Origin of the sequence: Burkholderia sp. 572, assembly GCF_040545135.1 — a bacterium.
Taxonomy (GTDB): Bacteria; Pseudomonadota; Gammaproteobacteria; order Burkholderiales; family Burkholderiaceae; genus Burkholderia; species Burkholderia cepacia.
In genome coordinates, this window is record NZ_JBEPLH010000003.1 from 58,040 (window position 1) to 78,672 (window position 20,633).

Sequence of the window (20,633 nt, forward strand, 5' to 3'; positions counted from 1 at the left end):
CCCCCATATCATGTCGAATCTCATCGTCCACGGCGGCACTCCGCTGCGCGGGGACATCAAGCCGTCCGCGAACAAGAACGCCGTCCTGCCGATCCTGTGCGCCACCCTGTTGACCGACCAGCCGTTGCGCCTCATCGGCGTGCCGGACATCACCGACGTGCGCAAGATCCTCGACATCTTCCGCACGCTCGGCAGCGACGTGTCGGTCGACTTCACGACGGGCCTGCTCGAACTCCACCATCGCGACACGAAATTCGATCCGGCCGTCCATCGGCTGCCGGAAGCGATGCGCTCGTCGATCATGCTGATCCCGCCGCTGCTCGCGCGCTTCGGCGTCGCGCGCCTCGAGAACGACGTGAAGGGCTGCACGCTCGGCGTGCGCGAGATCGATCCGCACGTCGAGGTGTTCGAGCGCTTCGGCGCGCACATCGAGCGCACGCCCGATTCGCTGATCGTCCGCACCGACGGCCCGCTGACGGCCAACGATCACTGGCTCGACTACGCGTCGGTGACGACCACCGAAAACTTCGCGCTGTGCGCGACGACCGCGAACGGCACGTCGACGCTGATGAATGCCGCGTCCGAGCCGCACGTGCAGGAGTTCTGCCAGTTCCTCGCGATGATCGGCGTCGCGATCGAGGGGATCGGCACGTCGCGGCTCTGCGTGACGGGCGGCCGCAAGCTCGGCGGCGGCGAGTTCCGCTTCGCCGAGGATTTCCACGAAATCGCGACGTTCCTCGCGCTCGGCGCGATCACGGGCGGCGACATCACGGTACGCAACTCGTCGCCCGAACACTTCCCGCTGATCGACCGCACGTTCGCGAAGTTCGGCGTCAACGTCACGCACCGCGACGGCTGGTCGCGCGCGGAACGCGACGGCCCGCTGCGCGTGCGCAGGCCGTTCACGCAGAACATCCTCACCAAGGTCGAAGCCGCGCCGTGGCCGTACCTGCCGGTCGACCTGCTGCCGATCTTCATCGCGCTCGGCGTGCGCGCGGAAGGCAGCGCGATGTTCTGGAACAAGGTCTACGACGGTGCGCTCGGCTGGTCCGGCGAACTGTCGAAGTTCGGCGCGCACGTGCTGCTGTCCGATCCGCACCGGCTGATCACGTTCGGCGGGCTGCAACTGACGCCGGCCCGCGTCGAGAGCCCGTACATCATCCGCGTCGCGATCGCGCTGCTGATGGTGGCCGCGAGCATCGAAGGCCGCTCGGAAATCATGAACGCGCTGCCGATCCGCCGCGCGCATCCGCATTTCGTCGAGAACCTGCGCTCGGTCGGCGCGAACGTCGAATGGACGAGCAGCGAGTAAGACCCTGAAGGTACGGCGCACGGCACACGAGCGCCGTACCGCCACCCGCACCCGGTCGGCGGCTGTGTCAGCCGCCCCCTCCCGTCCCTCCCCCCGTTACTCGCCGCCCCCGCAATCGGCATCGCCGGCGCCCATGTGGTCGAACCCGTAGAGCATCACGGCGGTCGTCCCGCGCGCCGGGTTGCTCGGGCGTTTCGCCAGGCTTTCGTCGAGCGGGGACGACGGATACTGGACACTCGTGTCCATCAGGTTGCCCGGCGCCGAGCGCAACTCCGCGTCGGTCAGCTTGCGCGCTTCCGCGCGCGGCAGCCCGAACGCCTTGCGCACGTCCGCTTCGTTCCAGGTTCCCTTGAGCGTGACGGTGACCATCTGCAGGTCGCCGTGCTCCCAGTCCAGTTCGACCTTCGTCGCGAGCGGATGCACGCTGGCCGCGAGCCGGTCGGGGAACACCGGGCCTTCGTAGTAGGCCTTCGTGTTCCCGCACGCATCGCCGGTATTCCGGTACTTCTTCAATGCGCAATTGAAGCGCTTGTCACGGTAGCCGAAGGTCGATTCGACGTAGCAGCCGAACTTCGGCGACGTCATGCGCGGCCAGGCACGCACGTCGACGGCCGGCTTCGGGAGCGACGTACCGGACGAAGGATTCGCCGCGGCAAGCAGCGGCACGGCCGCGACGAGCACAGCCAACACGGATTCGCGAATTTTCATTGTTGTGGTCCAGTTGAGGCGCCGATTCTAAACGACGGACATGTTCCGGGCTCGGGGCACGCACCCAGCGCCGGCGCATGCAAGCCCGGCGATACATCGCGGCAGATCCGATTTGCGCGATAATCGCCCACTCATGCGCGATTGCCGCGCACCGGGACGCCACCTTCCGACGATGAAAAAGCCCGAACTCGACCGACGCGACTGGATTGCCGGCCTCGAAAAAGGCCTGGCGATCCTTGAGGCATTCGACAGCCAGCACGCGCGCATGACGCCCACCCAGGCCGCCGCGCGCACCGGCCTCACGCGCACGGCCGCGCGGCGCTACCTGCTGACGCTCGAATCGCTCGGCTACGTGTACACCGACGGCAAGCTGTACGGCCTCACGCCGCGCGTGCTGCGGGTCGGCTGGTCGTACTTCGATTCGGCACGCCTGCCGCGCACGGTCCAGCCCTATCTGCAGCAACTGAGCGCGTCGCTGAACGAATCGGCGTACGTGAGCGTGCTCGACGGCTGGGAGCTCGTGTTCATCGCGCGCAACGGCGTGTCGCGCGTGATGACGACCGGCTTCGTGCTCGGCGCGCGCGTGCCGGCGCCGCTCACGTCGCCGGGCGTCGTGCTGCTCGCCCATCATCCCGATCGCGAAGCCGTGCGCGCGTGGCTCGACGACACCGAACTGCCGCCGTTCACGCCGCACACGGTCACCAACAAGGCGCGCCTGCTCGAACAGGTCGACCAGGCACGCGACGCCGGTTTCGCGGCGATCGAACAGCAACTGCAGGTCGGCGTGCGCGGCATCGCGGTGCCGCTGAAGAACCGTCACGGCGAAGTGGTCGCCGCGCTGAGCACGAACATGCCGATCGGTGCGGAGACGACCGACGCGGCCGTGCGGCGCGTGCTGCCGCATCTGCAGGAAGCCGCGCTCGCGATGCTCAACGTGCTGTAGCGACGTGCCGGAGCGCGCAACGTCGCGCCTCGTCACTTGATTCGCCACCACCGCGGCAGCAGATCGCGCACTTCACGCCGCCGGTAGCGGTCGTCGATCAGATGCACGACGCCTTCGTCGTGCTCGGTGCGGATCACGCGCCCGGCCGCCTGCACGACCTTCTGCAAGCCCGGATACAGGTACATGTAGTCGTAGCCGTTGCCGAAGCGTGCGTCCATCGCACGCCGCATCTGCTCGTTGACGTCGTTGACCTGCGGCAGCCCGAGCGTCGCGATGAACGCGCCGATCAGCCGCTCGCCGACCAGGTCCACGCCTTCCGAGAACGCTCCGCCCAGCACCGCGAAGCCGACGCCGCGCCCGCCCGCGTCGAAGCGCGCGAGAAACGCGTCGCGCTCGCCTTCGGTCATGCCGGGCGCCTGCGCCCAGACGGGCACGTCCGGGTGCCGTGCCTGCAACAGCGCGACCACGCGCCCCAGATAGTCGAAGCTGCTCAGGAACCCGAGGTAGTTGCCGGGCCGCGTCGCGTATTGCGCGGCGATCAGGTCCACGATCGGTTCGAGCGACCGGTCGCGGTCGCGCCAGCGGGTCGACACGTGGCTCGCGACGCGCACCGTCAGCTGCTCGGCGCGGAACGGCCCGTCGACGTCGAGCCAGCCCGTGTCGCCGGGCAACCCGAGCGTGTCGCGGTAGAAATGAAACGGACTCAGCGTGCCCGAGAAGAGCACGGTCGCGCACGCGGCTTCGTAGCGCGGCGCGAGAAAGCCGGCCGGAATCACGTTGCGCACGCAGAGCGTCGACTGGACGCGGCGCCGGCGGCCGGCCGACGCAACGCCGTCGAGCGCCGGCTGGCGCGGCATCGGTTCGCCGTGCAGCGTCGCGTCGAAGATCGACGCACTGTCGAACGCTTCGGCGAGCACGCCGAACTGGATCGCCTCGAAATGAAACCGCAGCAGCGCATCGCCGTTCGCGCGCGGCGCGTCGGCCAGGTGCTCGCCGACCGCCGCGACGAGGTTCTGCAACGCCGACACGATCGGGCCCGGTATCTCCGGATACGCGGCATAACGCTCGGCCTGCGCGCGGTTGACCGTGCCCCACGCGCGGGCGAGCCGGTCGAAGGCCTTGCGCAGCGCGGCGGGTGCGGCCTCGCGCGCGGCCGCGAATGCGAACGGATCGAGCGATGCGCTGTACATCTTGCGCGCACGATCGAGCAGGTTGTGCGCTTCGTCGACGAGCACGCCGACGCGCCACTGGTTCTGCTGCGCGAGCGTGTGCAGCATCGCGCTGCCGTCGTAGTAGTAGTTGTAGTCGCCGATCACCATGTCGGACCAGCGTGCGAGCTCCTGCGACAGGTAATACGGGCAGACGTCGTGCGCGAGCGCGGCCGCGCGCACGGTGTCGCGGTCGAGCAGCCCGGCCTCGATCGCCGCGTCGCGCGCGGCCGGCAGCCGGTCGTAGAAACCCTTCGCGAGCGGGCACGACTCGCCGTGGCACGCACTGTCGGGATGCTCGCACGCCTTGTCGCGCGCAACGAGTTCCAGCACGCGCAGCGGCAGCGCGGGCGTGCCGGCGCCGAGCGTCGCCGCCGCTTCGAGCGCGAGCGCGCGGCCGGGCGTTTTCGCGGTCAGGAAGTACACGTGGTCGAGCTCGCCCTCGCCGCAGGCCTTCAGCAGCGGAAACACGGTGCCGAGTGTCTTGCCGATGCCGGTCGGCGCCTGCGCCATCAGGCAACGATCGTCGCGGGCCGCGCGATAGACGGCCACTGCCAGCTCGCGCTGGCCGCTGCGGAACTGCCCGTGCGGAAACGCGAGCGCGCGCAGCGCCGCGTCACGCGCCGCGCGGTGCGCCGTCTCGCGTTCGGCCCAGCCGACGAAGCACGCGCACTGCTCGGCGAAGAACGCCGCGAGCTCTGCCGCCCCCAGCGTTTGCGTCAGCACCGTCTCGCGCTCGGACACGATGTCGAAATAGACGAGCGCGACGTCGATTTCCGGGAGGCCGCGCGCGTCGCACATCAGGTGCGCGTAGACCTTCGCCTGCGCCCAGTGCAGTGCGCGGTGGTTGGCCGGCATCGCGTCGAGGCTGCCGCGGAAGGTCTTGATTTCCTCGAGGCGGTTCGCCACCGGATCGTAGCCGTCCGCGCGGCCGCGCACGGTGAGCGTGTCCCACGTTCCCGTCAGCGCGATCTCGGTTTCGTAGCGAGCACCGCGGTTCGACGTGACCGCGCCGTGGCCGGCGATGCCTTCGAGCGCGGTGGGCGCGGGCGTGAAGCGCAGGTCGAGATCGCCGCGCCGCGCGGTGAACTCGCACATCGCCCGCACCGCGACGACGTAGCTCATGCGGACAGGCCCGCCGCTTCGACGGGCATGACGTCCGCGCCGGCCCATTCGACATCGATCACGCGCACCGGAATGCCGTGCGCGACGCAGTATGCGAGCCAGCGCGTCTGGTTGTCCTGCAGGCGGTCGCCGGGGCCTTTCACCTCGACGAGTTCGTAGCGGCGCTCGCCGGGCCAGAAGCGGACGAGATCGGGCAGCCCCGAACGGTTGCTGCGGATATCCGCGAGCAGGCGCGTGAACCACAGCCGCAGATGCTCCGGCGGCAGGCACGCAAGCGCCTCGTCGAGCAGTGCGTCACTCAGCACGCCCCAGAACACGAACGGGGATTGCAGCCCCGCCTTCGTCGCGAAATGCCGGCGAATCGTCTCGCGATAAGCGCCCGAATCGAGTTGCGCAAAGCACGCGGCGAATGCGTCCGCACGGCGCTCGGCGAAATCGGGCGCGTGCAGGTCGGCCGGGCCGCGCTGGAACGGATGGAAGAACGCGCCGGGTACCGCGGCGAACACGGGTTCCCAGCACAGCAGCCCGAACAGCGAATTGATCAGCGTGTTTTCGACGTAATGGACCGGCGCAGCCGGTTGCGCGAGATGGTCGCGCACCGCGAATTCGACACTGACGAACGCATCGGGGCGCGCGAGCACGAGCGTTTCGCGCGGCACGTCCGCCGCCGGGGCCGCGCGTTCGACGCGCCGGCCGAGCCGGCGCTGCAGGCGCGGCAGCATGCGCTCGACACGCTGGCGCTCCTCGTCGCTCTCGAAACCGCCGCGCGCCTCGAGCGCCAGCGCGAGCGCATCGTCGTCACGCCCGCAGCGTTCGAGCACGCGGATGCGCCGATGGCGGCTGCCGGGCCAGGCGCTGCGCACATACGCGTCGAGCGCGCCGGCCCAGTCGGCCCGGCGCTCGCACGTCTGCCCGAGTGCGAACAGCAGCTTCGCGCGACGCGTCGCGAGCCAGGGCTGCGCGCAGCCGACCGCGTCGATCGCGCGCACCAGGTCGTCGAACGGCAGATCGTCGGGCCATGCGTCGAGCGCATCGCGGCACGTCTGCAGCGCGAGATACGCGTCGACGTCGCCGCGCTGCTGGAACGCGCGCGACGACGGCGCGATCGGCACGCTTTCGTACTGGAACACGCCGAGATCGGCGAGCACGAATTCGCTCCAGTCCTGGTGGAGATTGCCGAAGAACATCAGGCGCAGCCGGTCGCACAGCGCGCCGACCGTCACACGCAGCACGCGGTCGCCGGCCTGCGCGCACCACGCGTCGAGCGGTTGCGCGATGTCGTGCGCGGGCCGCAGCCGTTCGAGCCACTCGGGCTTGCGCTCGCCCGCATGCGCGGCGAGTGCCGGGAAGATACGCAGCAGATCGGCCTTGGTCGACAGCGCGAACAGTTCGTCGAGCGTCAGCGCGGGGGCCGGATCGACCCAGCCGAGTTCGACGAGCGGCGCGGCCGCGTCGAGCGCGCAGCCGATTTCGTCGTACACGAGCTTGCTCGCGCGGAAATCGGACCCGTTGCGCATCAGCATCCGGACGAGCAGCGCGCGCGACGCCTGCGGCAGCGCGGCGAACTGCCGGACGAACGCGTGCTCGTGCGCATCGAACAGGTCGTCGTAACGCGCGCCGAGCCAGGCCAGCGCGCGTTCGAAATTGGTCAGGTAGTAAAACGCCGGGGGCGTCGGCGAAGCAGGCGTCACGGGGATTGATCACTGTACATTTGTACAGGTCGGAATCATATCAAATGTGACGGGAAATGCCGCTGCCCCGATCGCCTCCCTGCTGCCCGGCCTTGCTCAGAACTGGTAATTCACCGACATGTCGAACACGCCGTTGGTCGACTGCTGCGTGATCGGGCTGCGCGCGGCGCGGCCGACGAGCTGTTCGATCGCGCCGTCGATCGTGATGAACCAGTGCTTGTTCACGAACCAGGCCATGGTCACGCCCGCACCGTACGACTTGATCCCGCCCCCCGACGAATACGCCGGCAGCCCCGAACGCGCGGCGGCCCCCTGGTTCACGCCGAACCAGCTGTTCATGTAGCGCGAATCGGCGAACGACACGGTCGGCCCCGCGAACCAGAAGAAATGCTCGTTGCTGCCCGGCAGCGGCATGTACGCGGAGAAATCGCCGACCCAGCCGTTCGAGCCGCCGATGCTGCGCCGGATATCCGCGCGCAGCACGAGCGGAAACTCCTTCGAGATCACGTAATCGGCCGCCAGTTTCATCACCGGCGCCGCGTTGATGTTGTCGAGGCCGTTCAGGTGCTGGATATCGTCGGCCGAACGGCGCCCGAGGTCGTAACCGACGGACAGGCTCACGCGCCAGTTCGGCCCGCGCAGCACGTTCGCGCCGAGCCCCTCGCCCGTCGACAGGAAGAACAGGTCGCGATAGCGGATGTCGAGGTTCGGGCCGCCCATCACGCGATAGCGGTCGGAGCCCGCATAGCGCGGCTGCAGCGTCATCGCGGCGCCCACGCTGATATTCCACGTGGAAATGTTCGGGTCGAACAGTTTTTCGAGCGGCACCCCCGCCGAGTATTGCCACTCGCCGAGCGGCGAAGGCGTCTGGGCCGACGCATCGCGGGCGCCGGCCGCGGCAAGCGCCGCGCACGCCGACAGGCCGGAAACGAACCGGCGTGCGCCGGGTGACAGCAACAGGCGAGCAACTGTGGCCAAGGTGGTCTCCGTCGGTTGCGCGAAACGAACCTGAGGGAAAGCGCATCGCGCCTCTTCGGCCGCAGCGGCCAGGCTGCGGCACGAACGTAGCGTGTGCTGAATTAACGGACATCCTACGCGACGCGCACGCAGACGCAAAGCGCCCGCTGCGCGCGGGCACTTTGCCCTGCGTGGGGATCGAGCGGCGTAGCAGGGACGAATCAGAATCGTTCGACGTGATAGTCGCCGGCCAGCGCGGCCGGGCTGCGTGACGACATCATCCGCGAGAAGCCGTCGGCGAGCCGACCGAGCGCCAGCTGCTTCTGGCTCGCATCCCAGTGCGTATAGGTGTCGTACGCGGCATCGTCGAACGACACGGTGACGGCAGCCGGGCGGCCGCTGGCGCGATAGCCGATCTGCAGCACGCCGCCCGGCAGTTCCTCGATGTGATAGCGCAGCGAACGCGATTCGAAATAGCGGCCCAGCACCTGAGCGATCGCGCGCTTGTCTGGCGATTGCACGTGAATGTCCATGACGGTCCTCCTTTTCAAGGTTCGCGCGGCCGGTCGCGGCGCACCGCTTCCGCCCGGCATCCGCATCGGCGGCGGGTTCGACGGCGGGTCGCCCTGCGGCAGCCCGTCAGGCACCGGCGGGTCGACCGGATCGTCGTGTCCGGGCGGCGGCGGGTCCGGGTCGACGTCGGGAGTCGTCGGCTCGGGGCGGTGCAGCATGGATGGCATATTCATGTCGCTCCTGCGCGGCGGCGTGCGCATTTCGATGGCGCGGCGAGCGCGCAAGCAGCATGCCTGCTGTCGCGCCGTGAACGTCGGCGGCTTCGCTCAGTCGGCGTAGGCCGCCATCACCAGCCACATCGTGCGTCCTTCCGCGGTCAGCTGCACCGCGAGCGCGTACGGGTCGGACGGCGCGCATTGTTCGACGAGCGCCCGCTGCGCGCGCTCCGGGCCGTCGTAGACGGTGCGGTTCAGTTCGCGTACCTCGTCCTTGCCGTCGAACATGCGCCGCTCGGGCCGGTAGACCAGCGATTCGCGTTTCCACGTGTCGAAGCGCTCGCGCACGTGACCGAAATCGCCGCCGCACACGTTCGCGTCGTAACGTATCCTTTCCCTGGATGCATCCATCACGTTGTCCTCTCGTTCCCGCCGACGGCGCGTGCCTCGTGGCCGTACCCCGTCCGCCGCCCCCGGCGCGCAAGCGCCGTGCCGCCGAAGCATGACGGGCACGGCGCTTGCGCCTTCAATCGCCATCAAGGAGGTTCGACCATGACCGTTCACGCCCCCGGCCGCCACCACGCCGTGCCACCGGCTGCCGGACTGCTCTGGCTCGCCACGTCGCGCCCGCCGTCGAAAGACAAGACGGAGGAGCGCATCGACGAGGGACTCGAGGAGACGTTTCCGGCCAGCGACCCGCCCGCCGTTGGCGGCGCGACCCGTATCGACCCTGCCAGGCCGTCCGGCGAGCACGAACGCCGCGCGCCGCACGTTCCTTCCCCGCCCCGCGATCACGGCTGACGGCGGCACCCGGCTCGCGCTGCGCGGCGGTGCAGCGGTGCGCCGGGGCAATCCGGAGTTGATCTGATGAAACGCCTTGAACGCAGATGGCATGAAATCAGCGGCGCCGCCGGCGTCGCCGCGCTGGCGGCAATCGAAAGCGCAGTGGTGCTCGCGATCGTCGCGATGACGGGCATCGGCCACTGACACCCTGTCCGGCCCGTTCGCGGCTTGCGCCGTGGAAGATGTACAAGCGGGCTGGCAAATTTCTCCGTCGCATGGCCGTCGAGGCCCGGCGTGTGCCCCGGCGTGTGTGTCACGCGCGCGGCACGCCGTCTGCTTGCACATCGTCCCGCTCACGAAGGAGGCTTCATGTATCGCGTCACCGAGATCATGTCGCGCGACGTGGTGTGCGTCGCGCCGACCGACACGATTCGCCACGCGGCCGAGCTGATGCGGCGCTTCGATATCGGCGTACTGCCCGTTTGCGACGGCGACGAACTCGTCGCGATCGTGACCGACCGCGACCTTGCAGTGCGCGGGCTGTCGCACGGCCATTCGTTCGATACGCCGGTGCAGGCGGTTGCGTCGAGGCCCGTGCAACGGTGCGTCGAGGACGACGGTGTCGGCGACGTCCAGCAGCGGATGGCCGACGTGCAACTGCATCGATTGCCGGTACTCGACCGTCACCGGCGGCTGGTCGGCATGGTATCGCTCGGCGACATCGCGACGCGCGCGGGCGGCCCCGAGCGCGACGAACTGGCCAATACGCTCGAGGACGTGTCGCTGCCGCGCCGGCGCTGACCGGCGCCGTTCATATCGGCGACCCGCCCGGGTGCCGCTTCGACCAGGAGGTGTTCGATGACAACCGACAGACCGTCGCGCGACGCCACGCGCATCGTCGGCGACGACCGCCGCACGGCCGGCGGCGGGCCGGGGCCCGACGTGATGGCCGCCCGCACGCTCGAAGGCGATCGCGTGCTGACGATGGACGGCGACGACATCGGCCAGGTCGACGACATCATGCTCGACGTGCGTTCCGGCCGCATCGCGTATGCGGTCGTTTCGTCACGCGGCCGGCCGGGGATCGGCGACAAGCTGCTCGCGGTGCCGTGGAACGTACTCGTGCTCGACGTCGAGCGCCAATGCTTCGTGCTGCCCGTGGCCACCGAACGGGTGCGCGAAGCCCCCGGCTTCGACAGGAATCGCTGGCCGGCAATGGCCGATCCGGACTGGGCCGAGGCGCTGCATGCGTACTACGGCAGTTCGCCGTACTGGCTCATCGAGGAAGGCGAAACGGCGCTCGACTCGCCGCCGTACGAGGCGTCGCCGGAAGGTCCGGAAGGCGGCAAGCGGTAACGCGATCGTCGGTCACGCCGGTCAGTGCGCGGCCGCCACCGTCCGTTCGAGTTGCCGGGCGGCTGCCAGATGCGCGTTGAGCATCGGCAGCGTGTTGGCCGCGAACGCGCGAAGCTGCGGATCGCGGCCGTTCCGTGCCTCTGCTTCGTAGAGCCGGATCGCCGCTTCATGCGCGCGCGGGCCCGCCAGCGCGACATAGGCCGTGTCGAACGCGCGCCCTTCCCTGGTTCTCAATGCCGTGACGGCCGGATCGACGAGCATCCGCGACTGCACCGGCAGGCCCTTGGCCGCCCCGAGTTGCTGCAATTCGCCGGCGATCCGTCGGTGATCGTCGACCATCCGGCGCGCGAACGCCTTCACGTCCGGGTTCGACGAGCGGTCGAGCGCGAGCTGGCTGGCCTGCCGCTCCACCTTGCCGATCATGCCGGCCTTGTCGACGAACTCGGCATCGATACCGGTCGGCCGCTGCGTCATGCCGGCCTCGTCGGCCGTCGTGCCGGGGCGGATCACACCGGGCCCGACCCGCGTCGACGAAGCGGGCGACGCCTGGGCCGGCGGGAACGCGGCGGCCAGCAGGCCGACGGTCGCGACCAGCACGGTCGCCGCCGGCCGGCGGGTTCGGTTCGCTTTCATTCCGACCTCCGTGTGTCGCGACGGCACGCGCCGGTCCGCGCGGGCTCCCGTCACGCCGGGCGCCGGGACGACGTGAAGAAATCGGTCCACGCGCCGTGCCGCCACGCCCCCTCGGTTCGCTCCACCGACAGCGCGCCGGCGGCGAGCATCGTCCGCTCGGCTAACACCCTCGTGCGTCGCGTCACATGCGCGGCGAGCACAACACCGTTCTCGCACTGCTGCAGCGCGCCGCGACCCTCCGGCGCATCGCCGCGCATCTTGCCGAGCGCGCCGCACAACGCGCCGACGTAACCGCCGACCAGCGGCACGCCGACCCATGCATGCGGCGAATGGAATCCACCCACGTGGAGCAGCGCGGCTCCGGCCAGCCCGGCAATCGCCCCGATCGCCACACCCGCCAGCGCGCCCTTCCCGCCCGGCCGCGCGGCGGAATCCGCATACGCGTCGCCGCCGAGCCAGAACAGCGCGTGCTGCCCGGGCGGATTGAGAAAGAAGACTTTCACGTCGTCCCGATGCACGAGGTGGCCGCGCAGTTGCTCCGCGCAGTGTTGCGCCTGCTCGAGCGTCGAAAAACGGCCGGCAATGATGGTGTCCATGTCGGTCCCTCCTGCCCGGTAAAGTACCGGACCGGGCCGCGCGCACGCGGCGCTCGACCGGCCCGGTGCTTGCCGGTGCCTCACGTTGCTTCCGGCGGATCTGCCGCCTGTCTAGCACGCCGCTCACGCCGTCGACGTCGTGCGCTGCCGCTCGTCGGGTACGCTGCCCGACAGTTCGGCCACGCGATGGCGAACCTGCACGTCGATATCGCTGGATGCCCCGGCTACCCGCCGCTACCGGTCATGCGGGTTCCGATCGTGCCCGGCATCCGGCGCGACATCGGCGATCACGCTCGCCAGCGTCGGCATGTCCACCGGCTTGCACAGATACGCGTCGAAGCCGGCGGCCATCACGCGGTGCCGGTCGGCGTTGCCGGCGTGCGCCGTGACCGCGACGACGGGCAGATGTCCGCTGCCGCCCGGTAAATGACGAATGCGGTCGAGCAGCCAGAAACCGTCGCCGTCGGCCATCGCGAGATCCGACAGCACGACGTTCGGCGCATCCTGTTCCACCACTTCGAGTGCGTCGTGCCCCGATTGCGCGGTCGACACCTGCGCGCCCATCGTTTCGAGTGCCGCGGCGAGGCTCGCGCGCGAGGTCGCGTCGTCGTCGACGACGAGCACGCGCCGGCCGTCGAGCGCCACCGTATCCGGCGTGCCCGCCGCGTGCAGCAGGTCCTCGGCAGGATCGTCGACATCCCACCGGGTCGGCAGCGTGACCGTGACGGTCGTCCCGCGCCCGGTGCCCGCACTCGTCGCGACGACCTCGCCGCCGTGCAGTTGCGCGATGTTGCGCACGATCGACAGGCCGAGCCCGAGGCCTCGCCTCGGCGATGCGAACGCGCGTTCGGGCCGGCTGAATGTCTCGAACAGGTGCGGCAGGTATTCCGGCGCAATACCCTGCCCCGTGTCGGCGACCGACAGCCGCACACGCTCGCCCGCCCGGGTCAGCGACACGACGACGCGGCCGCCGGACGGCGTGAACTTGATCGCGTTCGACAGCAGGTTCGACAGGATCTGGCGCACGCGCTCGCGATCCGCCGGAATCACGCAGGTCGCCATTTCGTATTTCGTCGAGAGATCGAGCCCGTTCGCCTGCGCCGTCGCGTCGAGTTCCCGCATGGCATCGCGCACGATCCGCACGAGATCGACCGGCACGCGCTCGAGGCGCAATCGGCCCGTCGCGAGCGACGACGCGTCGAGCAGGTCGGCCACCATGTGCGACAGCGACCGCGCGCTGCGGTCGATCGCGTCGACCGCCTGTTGCGCGAGCCCGTCGCCGTCGACGTTGCGCAGTACCTCGACCCAGCCGTAGATCACGTTGAGCGGCGTGCGCAGTTCGTGCGACACCGTGGCCAGCAGTTCGTCCTTCAGCCGGTTCGACGCGTCCGCCTGTGCGCGTGCGTCGCGCGCGCCGCGCAGCGAGCGCATGTTGCGCCGTTCGCCGTGGCGCCGTTCGTGCGCGTCGCGCAGCGTCATCGACAGCCCCGTGCAGTCGCCCCGCGCATCGACGATCGGCGACGCGGCGAAAGTCGCACGAAAGCGGCCGCCGTCGCGTCGCACGCAGAGCACGTCGAACGGACCGACCGGCGCACGTAGCGTCGCGAACGACCCGGACAACGGATGCCGCCGCAACCAGCGCGGCGCGATCAGCTCGGCGACGTCGAGCCCGGCGGCCTGCGCCGCATCGATGCCGAAGATCCGTCGCGCGGCCGGGTTCCAGCTCGTGATCCGGTGTGCGGTATCGACGCCGACGATCGCGTCGGGCGACGCATCGACCACCCGACGCAGCAGGCCGTCGTCGGGTACGGGCACGCGCGCGGCCGGCGAAGGCTCGCCATGCGGCTCGCGGGCACCGGCGTCGCCATCGTCATGGAATTCGCGGAGACGATCGCTCGCGAGCAGCGGCTTCACGGCCATCACGAGCACACACTCGACGAAGCTGATCGCGACGAACGCGCCGGCCTGCTCGAGCAGCGTGGCGAGCGGCGCATTGCGCCACCAGAGCGCGCAGATCACGGCCACACTCGCGGCGGCCGCGACCAGGCCGCCGCCGAACGACGCCAGCCATGCGACGGCCGCAACGCCTGCATAGAAAGGCAGCGGCGCAAATGGCGCGTGCCCGCCGACGACGCGAACCGTCCACGCCTGCAGCGCGGACGCCAGCCCGACGGCCAGCACGACCCATGCACCCTGCCGTAACAGCTCACGGGTCAGGGTCCTCATTGCATCCTTGCCTCGCGCCGGCTCCCGTCGCACGGCGTCATGCCGCTTGTCGACCAGCCTGCCGTCGAGCGTGTCGGGCGAGCCTGATGGCACCCGCAAGCGACATGCCCGCTGCGTGCTTCAGGCGGCAGGCCGGTGCCAGCCTGCCGGGCTGCTCCGAAGGCCGCGGCCGGCTGGGCGCCGGCCGGTATCGGGGTACGCATCGACGCAAGGCGTCGCGACCGTCTTTTTCATCGGCGCGCTGTAAAAAAGCACCGATGTGCGCCTGGACCTCGGAAGTGCCGCGATTCGTGCCGTGAATCGATGGCCTGTTTCTTCCGTCCCCGCCACGCACATTGGAAATTTCTATTCCGCGGCACCTTCGTGGCCGTTTCGCTGTCGATGATAAATATTGCAATCAACGGAACGGGTGATGCCGATTTTCAAAACGACCCGCTAATGCCGATGGGAGATACCGCAAACCGTTCGAAGCAGCGTGCAGACGCCCGCCGTTTGTCGGGCCGCTCGTCCGCGATGCGCACGCTGCTCGGCCGCATCGAAAAAATTGCACCGACCCGCGCCAGCGTGATGATTGCCGGCGAAAGCGGGGTCGGCAAGGATATCGTCGCGCGCCGGCTGCACGATCTCAGTGCCCGGCGGGACGGCCCGTTCGTGCCCGTGAACTGCGGCGCGATTCCGCCCGATATCGCGGAATCGCAATTGTTCGGGCACGAGAAGGGCAGCTTTACCGGCGCGATCGCGCAGCGGGAAGGTTTCTTCGAAGCCGCGCGCGGCGGCACGCTGCTGCTCGACGAGATCGCGGAAATGCCCGCGTCGCTGCAGGTGAAGCTGCTGCGGGCGCTCGAATCGAATGCGATCGTCCGGGTGGGTGGCACCGAGCCGATTCCGCTCGACGTGCGCATCGTGTCGGCCACGCGCCACAACCCGGCCGAAGCCGTGCGCGACGGCCGGCTGCGCGAGGACCTGTTCTATCGCCTCGCCGCGTTCGCGCTGTACGTGCCGCCGCTGCGCCAGCGCGACAGCGACATCGAGACGATCGCGCTGGAGTTCGTCGACGCGCTCAACGCGCGGCACCGCGCGCACAAGCGGCTGACCGACGCGGCGATCGCGGCACTGCGCGCGTATTCGTGGCCCGGCAACGTCCGCGAGCTGCACAACACGATCGAGCGCGCGTACATCCTGTCGGACGAAGGCATCGACGTCACGCTGCCGAAGCCCGCGGTGCCGCCCGAGCGTCTGTCGGAGGACACGATGGCGCTGCCGCTCGGCGCGACGTTGCACCATGCGCAGCAGCGCTTCATCGCGGCGACGCTGCGCCACTTCGACGGCAACAAGCCGCGCGCCGCGAAAGCGCTCGGCATCAGCCTGAAAACGCTCTACAACCGGCTCGCGCTGATGCGCGACAACGGCCGCTCCTGAGCGGCGCGGCCGTGTCGCCCGCGCACCGCATGCCGCGGTTGCGCGGTGCGCAACATGAATTACGCGACCTTGAACCGCCCGACCGTGGTCGCGAGCGCGTTCGCCTGCGACTGCAGTGCGGTCGCGGCGGCGGTCGACTGTTCGACGAGCGCCGCGTTCTGCTGCACCATTTCGTCGAGCTGCGTCACGGCGCGATTCACTTCCTGGATGCCGCGCGTCTGCTCGTTCGCCGCGTGCGTGATCTCGGAGATGATCGTCGTCACGTTCGACACGTTGGAGACGATCTCGCGCATCGTATCGCCGGCCTGACGCACCTGCCCGGACCCGGCCGACACGCTCGCGACCGTCGATTCGACCAGTACCTTCACTTCGCGCGCGGCCTGCGCGCTGCGCTGCGCGAGGCTGCGCACTTCCTGGGCGACCACCGCGAAGCCGCGGCCCTGCTCGCCCGCGCGCGCCGCTTCGACGGCCGCGTTCAGCGCGAGGATGTTGGTCTGGAACGCGATCCCGTCGATCACGCCGATGATGTCGCCGATCCGGCCCGACGCTTCCTCGATCTTCTCCATCGTCGCGACGACGTCCGACACGACCACGCCGCCGTGTGACGCGATCCGCGACGCGGCTGCCGCGCGTTCGTCGGCCTGGCCGGCGGCCGCCGCCGACTGGCCGACGGTCGCGGTGATCTCTTCCATCGATGCGGCCGTTTCCTCGAGGCTCGCCGCCGCCGATTCCGTGCGCGACGACAGGTCCTGGTTGCCCGCCGCGATCTCGTTCGCGGCCGTGCGCACCGATTCGCTCGCATCGCGGATCTCGCGCATCACGTCGTTCAGCTTGTCGACAAAGCTGTTGAACGAGCGTGCGATGTCGGCCACTTCGTCACGGCCGTCGGCCGGCAGGCGCTGCGTCAGGTCGCCGGCGCCCGAGCCGATCGCGGCCATGGCCTGGCGCACTTGCGACAGGCGGCGGAACGCGGTCGCGGTGATCGCGCCGATGATCAGCGACGCGACGCCGACGATCACGAGCAGCGTGATCAGCGAAGCGGTCAGCAGCGAGCGCATCCCGGCCGTCGCCTCGTATTTGTCGAGCAGCACCAGCGCGTACCAGTCGGTGCCCGGCACGGGGCGCGCGCGCACCAGCTTCGCGTCGCCGCCGACGCTCACCTCGACCGGCGCGGTCGCGGCCGCGATCGTCGCGCCGTTCGTCGCGCCGAGTTCGGGCGACACGTCAGCGACCGGCTTCAGCGTGAGCTTCGGATCCGGGTGCGCGACCACATGGCCGCTGCTGTCGATCAACATCCCGAAGCTTGCGGGCGTCGGGTGGATCGACTTCACGTTCGCGATCACGGTGTCCATCGCGACGTCGGCGGCGACGACGCCCTTCAGCGTACCGTCGCGCAGGATCGGCACCGCGAACGTGACGACGAGGTTGCCCGTGCCGGCATCGACGTAAGGCGGCGTGACGACCGGCTTGCCGGCCTGCGCGGCCTGCTTGTACCACGGGCGGCCGGTCGGATCGTAGTCGGGCGGGATGCCGGTCGGGTCGGAGAAGTGGAACGCCTTGTCTGCGTAGCCCGCGTAGACGTTCGTGAAGCCGCCGGCCGTGGCCATCTGCTTGAACACCGGCAGCGGATCGGGCGTCAGCGCGGCATCCTGCAGCGACGCGATCATCCGGCTCCGGGTGGCGACCCAGTCGGCGATCCCGACCACGTGTCCGCTCGCGACGGAGGTCAGGTTGCGGTCGATCGCGTCGTCGTTGTACGAGCGCGCGATGAAGTAGTTGATGAGCGTGGTGGCGACGAGCGCGAATACGACGATGGCGACGCACGCGGCGAGAATGCGGGCGCGGATGGACGAGAACATGGCAACGACTCGGTAAGGGAGCGCGAACGCCCGGTGGACGAATTCACCGGGTAAACGGCAATCGCGCCGCTTACTTGAGGCCACTGTGACAATTCAGTGAAACGTCTGACAAAACGCAATGCCGATCGTCAGCGGATCGTCGGCGAATCGTCAGGATGACTGCGCGGTCCTGCGACGCGCGCTCACGCCGCCGGGACGCGACGACGGTACCTGCGAGCGTGGGCAGGAGGCGTCGAAAAGGAGGTCGAGACAGGCCGGTTCTCGGTCGACGGATGCATGCGTGTCGATTGGAACCCGGCAGTGGCGCGGCGACGGATCGCGCCGCGCCCGCGTCATCAGTTGCGGCGCGCGCCCGTCACAGGCGATGGCCCGGACGCGGATCGGCTTCCGCGGGCGGCCCGTCGGCCCGCGTGTCGTTGTCGAGTTCGTCCTGCCGGCGCATCCGTTCGCGCAGGTGCCGGATCGCGAACACGTGGATGTAATCGTGCACCCGCGCGTCGGACGACAATACGCGCACTTCGTCGTCGAGCATCGCACGCAACTGATCCGCGCCGATCGCGCGCTGCCTGGCGGCTTCCTTGAGTGAATCGAGCAAACTGTCCTTGGACATCGACAGACTCCTGACGGTCGAGGAACGAAAAGAAGAAGGTACTGGAAGCTTAAAGACTGAACGGCCGCGCGGCGTGCGATGCGCCGGCGCGTGTTTGCGCGCGATCAACGGCACGTTGCGTGCCGCCGTGCCGATCCGTCCCCGAACCGGCCGCGCAAGATTCGCGGCGCAAACGGCCCGCGAACGAGACTGGAAACCTGCCACGCCACCCCGGGGCGCGGCACCGGCTGGCGGGCGAACGATGGGACGCTGCGCGACGCCGATGCATCCGCGAACTTAGACCGGCCGAAATCATGCGTCAAGCGCGCTCCGCCACGCGCCGGCCATTCGTCGGAACGAACGGGCCGGATCGTCGCCCGGACGGCCGATCGGGCGCCCCGCGTGTCAGCGGATTCCGATACGCGCCGCGCAATCCCTGACAGCGACTTCAGCGCACGCTGCTTGGCAGGGTACTGGCGCCCCACGATACTGGTGACATGGACGAAACGTTCATACAGGTCATCGCTCAGCCGGCCGTCGAGCCGGCATGCGGGGCCTGGCGCAGGAGACCAACCATGGCACATCGCAACTTACCGGGCCGGGACGGCCAACGGCGCGCGTCGGGCAACACGCGCGCCCTGCCCGCCCAGGCCGTGCCGGCCGGCAACCGTCCGTCGGACGATATCGACACCTTGCTTGCGCTCGCTCGCGAAGCCGGGTTGCTCGTCACGCTCGACGGGCAGATCGGCCGCGAGAAGTACCAGAGCGTCGCGGGCTCGGTTCTCGCGCTGCAACGGTTTGCCGCGGCACTATGCGCACGGGCCGCACCCGACGCGCCGGCCGCGGTCGAGGCACGCCGCAAGGCGCGCCCCGGCTGGCCGCATGCAAACCGCCTGCGCAACCGTACATGCGGCCTATGCGCGCCGCTGCACGTCGCGCGCCAGCGCCCGCGGGTACGCCGCGGCGCTGGCCGGCGACACGACTTGCGGTCGATGCTTCGCACCGGCTGAGCGGGCAAGCGGCCGGCACGGCACGGGGCCGTGCAATGGCTGCTCACCGCGCAACGTCGGCAGCGCCTGCCGCACGCCGAGCCTGTAGGACGACGGCGCGGCAACGGTGAGCCTGCCGCGACCTTCACCGCTTCGCATCGGCGCAACCGCGCGCCATCACGCATCACCACGCGCCGTTCCACACGGTCGCAATGACAACGATTCCTGCGGGGAATGCACTTCAGACGGGGCCAACGACAACACCAACGCGGAAAGCGGACGGGGTGACTTGCACCCCGCCCGTCCTCCAAGGCAGCCGACGGCTGCCTACCCTCGTGCCAGAGAGTTCTCGGCCGGATGACGCGCCGTGCATCGCACGTCGCGGCTCCGGAAAATGATGTGATGCCGGTGAATGCACCGTCGATCACGGCCTTCGACGCTCGCGCGGCTGCGCGGTGCATGCACGACAGACCGGCCGCGCGGCCGGTTGTTCCGTCAATGTCTCACGCGATACTTGCGCCATTTCTGATGCAGATCAAACCAGGCCGGTTTCGATCTCGACACCGCGCGATTTACTCGGTACCGCGCACGAGCAGCACGGGCACCTGGGCGAGATGCGCCACGCGACGCGCGACGCTGCCGATCAGCCAGGCGGCAATGCCGCGCCGGCCGTGCGTGCCGACCACCAGCAGTTCGGCACGCCAGTGCACGGCGTCGCGCATCAGTGCATGGGCGACGTCGTCGCTGGTCGGGCGGGTTTCGACGATACCGCGCTTGGTCGGGTTCCCGGTCGCATGGAACAGCGGGCCGATCTTCGCGAGTGCATCCTCGCCCTCCGCGCGATAGGCATCCTCGAGCGCGCGCACCGGCACGATATCCGTCAGACGAACCGCGCGATCGATCACGTATGCCGCGTACAGCAACGTTGTCGGCGTCGCGAAGCCGAGCCCGACGCGCACCGCGTGCAGCGACGGCTCGCTGCCGTCGACCGCGAACATCAGCCGCTGCAGGCCGCCATTCGACGGCAGCGCATAGGCGGCCGGCACGATCAGCAGCGCGCAGCGCGCGCGTGTCGTCAGCGTGTCCGACATCGCGCCTTCGACGAGCCGCAGCAGCCCGTGATGCGGATTCGCGCCAACTATCAGCACGTCCGCACGCCATTCCGACGTATCGTTCACCAGTGCATCGGCCACCGAGCCACCCGTCACCGACGTATCGACGATGGCCTGCTCGACCTCGATCCCGCTATCGGCGAACAGCGCGGCGATCCGCTCGTTGGTGGCTTGCGCTTCGCGCATCATGTCCTCGCGCGCGGACGTCAGCAGCGCGTCGATGCGCGGGATGTCGGGCAATACGAGGCGGGGGTTGTCGATTGCGCAGACGATGCGCAATCGCATGCCGGGACGCAGCAGCGTGCGTGCGTAGCGTGCGGCGGACAGCGATTCGGGCGTCGGATCGACGGCCAGCGCGATCCGCGCAAGCGTCGGGATGGACTGGGCAAGCTGCATGGC

General features: G+C 69.4%; 19 protein-coding genes and 1 pseudogene. 7 read left to right on the forward strand and 13 right to left on the reverse strand.

Going from position 1 to position 20,633, the window contains the following annotated elements:
* Nucleotides 1-10: 10 nt before the first annotated feature.
* The gene (locus tag ABIC51_RS06485; protein WP_027791585.1) at nucleotides 11-1,312 is read left to right on the forward strand and encodes a UDP-N-acetylglucosamine 1-carboxyvinyltransferase; all 1,302 of its coding nucleotides are present in this window, start codon (nucleotides 11-13) and stop codon (nucleotides 1,310-1,312) included.
* A gap of 96 nt (nucleotides 1,313-1,408) precedes the next feature.
* Here the strand turns inward: ABIC51_RS06485 and ABIC51_RS06490 are convergent, their stop codons facing one another.
* On the reverse strand, nucleotides 1,409-2,020 hold the full coding sequence (locus ABIC51_RS06490) for a hypothetical protein (RefSeq protein ID WP_027791584.1): 612 nt from the start codon (nucleotides 2,018-2,020) through the stop codon (nucleotides 1,409-1,411).
* Nucleotides 2,021-2,192: 172 nt separating this feature from the next.
* Here ABIC51_RS06490 and ABIC51_RS06495 point away from each other — a divergent pair, with 172 nt between their 5' ends.
* Nucleotides 2,193-2,963: an IclR family transcriptional regulator domain-containing protein gene (locus ABIC51_RS06495; RefSeq protein ID WP_021162744.1), complete on the forward strand. Its 771-nt coding sequence runs from the start codon at nucleotides 2,193-2,195 to the stop codon at nucleotides 2,961-2,963.
* 32 nt (nucleotides 2,964-2,995) lie between these two features.
* Here the strand turns inward: ABIC51_RS06495 and ABIC51_RS06500 are convergent, their stop codons facing one another.
* The 5 genes from ABIC51_RS06500 to ABIC51_RS06520 form a co-directional block, all read right to left on the reverse strand.
* Entirely contained in the window at nucleotides 2,996-5,296 is a 2,301-nt protein-coding gene (locus tag ABIC51_RS06500; protein ID WP_146253184.1) for an ATP-dependent DNA helicase, read from the reverse strand.
* On the reverse strand, nucleotides 5,293-6,987 hold the full coding sequence (locus ABIC51_RS06505) for a VRR-NUC domain-containing protein (RefSeq protein WP_146253185.1): 1,695 nt from the start codon (nucleotides 6,985-6,987) through the stop codon (nucleotides 5,293-5,295). The genes ABIC51_RS06500 and ABIC51_RS06505 overlap by 4 nt, the downstream gene beginning before the upstream one ends.
* A 96-nt stretch (nucleotides 6,988-7,083) precedes the next feature.
* On the reverse strand, nucleotides 7,084-7,965 hold the full coding sequence (locus ABIC51_RS06510; protein WP_146253186.1) for a MipA/OmpV family protein: 882 nt from the start codon (nucleotides 7,963-7,965) through the stop codon (nucleotides 7,084-7,086).
* A gap of 200 nt (nucleotides 7,966-8,165) precedes the next feature.
* Nucleotides 8,166-8,477, reverse strand: coding sequence for an ATP-binding protein (locus ABIC51_RS06515; protein ID WP_060085522.1), 312 nt, complete (start codon nucleotides 8,475-8,477; stop codon nucleotides 8,166-8,168).
* Nucleotides 8,478-8,783: 306 nt separating this feature from the next.
* Nucleotides 8,784-9,083 (reverse strand): hypothetical protein, encoded by a 300-nt coding sequence (locus tag ABIC51_RS06520; RefSeq protein WP_060207370.1) that lies wholly within the window; start codon nucleotides 9,081-9,083, stop codon nucleotides 8,784-8,786.
* Between the two features lie 141 nt (nucleotides 9,084-9,224).
* Here ABIC51_RS06520 and ABIC51_RS06525 point away from each other — a divergent pair, with 141 nt between their 5' ends.
* The 3 genes from ABIC51_RS06525 to ABIC51_RS06535 all read left to right on the forward strand — a co-directional run bounded on the left by ABIC51_RS06525 (nucleotide 9,225) and on the right by ABIC51_RS06535 (nucleotide 10,811).
* A complete protein-coding gene (locus ABIC51_RS06525) occupies nucleotides 9,225-9,473 on the forward strand; it encodes a hypothetical protein (RefSeq protein WP_021162008.1) in 249 nt (82 codons plus the stop codon).
* Between the two features lie 351 nt (nucleotides 9,474-9,824).
* Entirely contained in the window at nucleotides 9,825-10,256 is a 432-nt protein-coding gene (locus ABIC51_RS06530; protein ID WP_354006390.1) for a CBS domain-containing protein, read from the forward strand.
* Nucleotides 10,257-10,313: 57 nt separating this feature from the next.
* Nucleotides 10,314-10,811 carry a PRC-barrel domain-containing protein gene (locus ABIC51_RS06535; RefSeq protein WP_175897967.1) on the forward strand — a complete coding sequence of 166 codons (498 nt, stop codon included), beginning with the start codon at nucleotides 10,314-10,316 and terminating at the stop codon, nucleotides 10,809-10,811.
* Nucleotides 10,812-10,832: 21 nt separating this feature from the next.
* Here the strand turns inward: ABIC51_RS06535 and ABIC51_RS06540 are convergent, their stop codons facing one another.
* The 4 genes and pseudogenes from ABIC51_RS06540 to ABIC51_RS06555 form a co-directional block, all read right to left on the reverse strand.
* Entirely contained in the window at nucleotides 10,833-11,444 is a 612-nt protein-coding gene (locus tag ABIC51_RS06540; protein WP_175897968.1) for a DUF4142 domain-containing protein, read from the reverse strand.
* Between the two features lie 50 nt (nucleotides 11,445-11,494).
* A complete protein-coding gene (locus tag ABIC51_RS06545) occupies nucleotides 11,495-12,040 on the reverse strand; it encodes a hypothetical protein (RefSeq protein ID WP_175897969.1) in 546 nt (181 codons plus the stop codon).
* An 88-nt stretch (nucleotides 12,041-12,128) separates the two neighbouring features.
* A pseudogene (locus ABIC51_RS06550) lies at nucleotides 12,129-12,259 on the reverse strand (BON domain-containing protein); the annotation flags it as partial.
* A gap of 15 nt (nucleotides 12,260-12,274) precedes the next feature.
* Nucleotides 12,275-14,266 carry a hybrid sensor histidine kinase/response regulator gene (locus ABIC51_RS06555; protein WP_175897970.1) on the reverse strand — a complete coding sequence of 664 codons (1,992 nt, stop codon included), beginning with the start codon at nucleotides 14,264-14,266 and terminating at the stop codon, nucleotides 12,275-12,277.
* A gap of 381 nt (nucleotides 14,267-14,647) precedes the next feature.
* On the opposite strand from ABIC51_RS06555, the gene ABIC51_RS06560 reads away from it, so the two are divergent.
* Complete coding sequence (locus ABIC51_RS06560; protein WP_060171245.1) at nucleotides 14,648-15,685, forward strand: sigma-54 interaction domain-containing protein; 1,038 nt, start codon at nucleotides 14,648-14,650, stop codon at nucleotides 15,683-15,685.
* 59 nt (nucleotides 15,686-15,744) lie between these two features.
* Here ABIC51_RS06560 and ABIC51_RS06565 read toward each other — a convergent pair whose 3' ends face one another.
* Both ABIC51_RS06565 and ABIC51_RS06570 read right to left on the reverse strand, forming a co-directional pair.
* Nucleotides 15,745-17,544 (reverse strand): methyl-accepting chemotaxis protein, encoded by a 1,800-nt coding sequence (locus tag ABIC51_RS06565; RefSeq protein ID WP_027791571.1) that lies wholly within the window; start codon nucleotides 17,542-17,544, stop codon nucleotides 15,745-15,747.
* A 355-nt stretch (nucleotides 17,545-17,899) separates the two neighbouring features.
* Nucleotides 17,900-18,154 (reverse strand): DUF3562 domain-containing protein, encoded by a 255-nt coding sequence (locus tag ABIC51_RS06570; protein ID WP_060085258.1) that lies wholly within the window; start codon nucleotides 18,152-18,154, stop codon nucleotides 17,900-17,902.
* Nucleotides 18,155-18,708: 554 nt separating this feature from the next.
* Between ABIC51_RS06570 and ABIC51_RS06575 the strand changes: the two genes are divergently transcribed.
* Nucleotides 18,709-19,143 carry a hypothetical protein gene (locus ABIC51_RS06575; protein WP_146253316.1) on the forward strand — a complete coding sequence of 145 codons (435 nt, stop codon included), beginning with the start codon at nucleotides 18,709-18,711 and terminating at the stop codon, nucleotides 19,141-19,143.
* Between the two features lie 551 nt (nucleotides 19,144-19,694).
* Here ABIC51_RS06575 and ABIC51_RS06580 read toward each other — a convergent pair.
* Nucleotides 19,695-20,630: a universal stress protein gene (locus ABIC51_RS06580; RefSeq protein WP_124544668.1), complete on the reverse strand. Its 936-nt coding sequence runs from the start codon at nucleotides 20,628-20,630 to the stop codon at nucleotides 19,695-19,697.
* Nucleotides 20,631-20,633 lie beyond the last annotated feature (3 nt).

Bases quoted from the DNA above. Each gene is read 5' to 3' on its own strand.
- ABIC51_RS06520 (WP_060207370.1), bottom strand. From the start codon at position 9,083: ATGGATGCATCCAGGGAAAGGATACGTTACGACGCGAACGTGTGCGGC.
- ABIC51_RS06540 (WP_175897968.1), bottom strand. From the start codon at position 11,444: ATGAAAGCGAACCGAACCCGCCGGCCGGCGGCGACCGTGCTGGTCGCG.
- ABIC51_RS06565 (WP_027791571.1), bottom strand. From the start codon at position 17,544: ATGTTCTCGTCCATCCGCGCCCGCATTCTCGCCGCGTGCGTCGCCATC.
- ABIC51_RS06525 (WP_021162008.1), top strand. From the start codon at position 9,225: ATGACCGTTCACGCCCCCGGCCGCCACCACGCCGTGCCACCGGCTGCC.
- ABIC51_RS06575 (WP_146253316.1), top strand. From the start codon at position 18,709: ATGGCACATCGCAACTTACCGGGCCGGGACGGCCAACGGCGCGCGTCG.
- ABIC51_RS06490 (WP_027791584.1), bottom strand. From the start codon at position 2,020: ATGAAAATTCGCGAATCCGTGTTGGCTGTGCTCGTCGCGGCCGTGCCG.
- ABIC51_RS06495 (WP_021162744.1), top strand. From the start codon at position 2,193: ATGAAAAAGCCCGAACTCGACCGACGCGACTGGATTGCCGGCCTCGAA.
- ABIC51_RS06535 (WP_175897967.1), top strand. From the start codon at position 10,314: ATGACAACCGACAGACCGTCGCGCGACGCCACGCGCATCGTCGGCGAC.
- ABIC51_RS06545 (WP_175897969.1), bottom strand. From the start codon at position 12,040: ATGGACACCATCATTGCCGGCCGTTTTTCGACGCTCGAGCAGGCGCAA.
- ABIC51_RS06560 (WP_060171245.1), top strand. From the start codon at position 14,648: ATGATAAATATTGCAATCAACGGAACGGGTGATGCCGATTTTCAAAAC.
- ABIC51_RS06580 (WP_124544668.1), bottom strand. From the start codon at position 20,630: ATGCAGCTTGCCCAGTCCATCCCGACGCTTGCGCGGATCGCGCTGGCC.
- ABIC51_RS06500 (WP_146253184.1), bottom strand. From the start codon at position 5,296: ATGAGCTACGTCGTCGCGGTGCGGGCGATGTGCGAGTTCACCGCGCGG.
- ABIC51_RS06530 (WP_354006390.1), top strand. From the start codon at position 9,825: ATGTATCGCGTCACCGAGATCATGTCGCGCGACGTGGTGTGCGTCGCG.
- ABIC51_RS06485 (WP_027791585.1), top strand. From the start codon at position 11: ATGTCGAATCTCATCGTCCACGGCGGCACTCCGCTGCGCGGGGACATC.
- ABIC51_RS06555 (WP_175897970.1), bottom strand. From the start codon at position 14,266: ATGAGGACCCTGACCCGTGAGCTGTTACGGCAGGGTGCATGGGTCGTG.
- ABIC51_RS06515 (WP_060085522.1), bottom strand. From the start codon at position 8,477: ATGGACATTCACGTGCAATCGCCAGACAAGCGCGCGATCGCTCAGGTG.
- ABIC51_RS06570 (WP_060085258.1), bottom strand. From the start codon at position 18,154: ATGTCCAAGGACAGTTTGCTCGATTCACTCAAGGAAGCCGCCAGGCAG.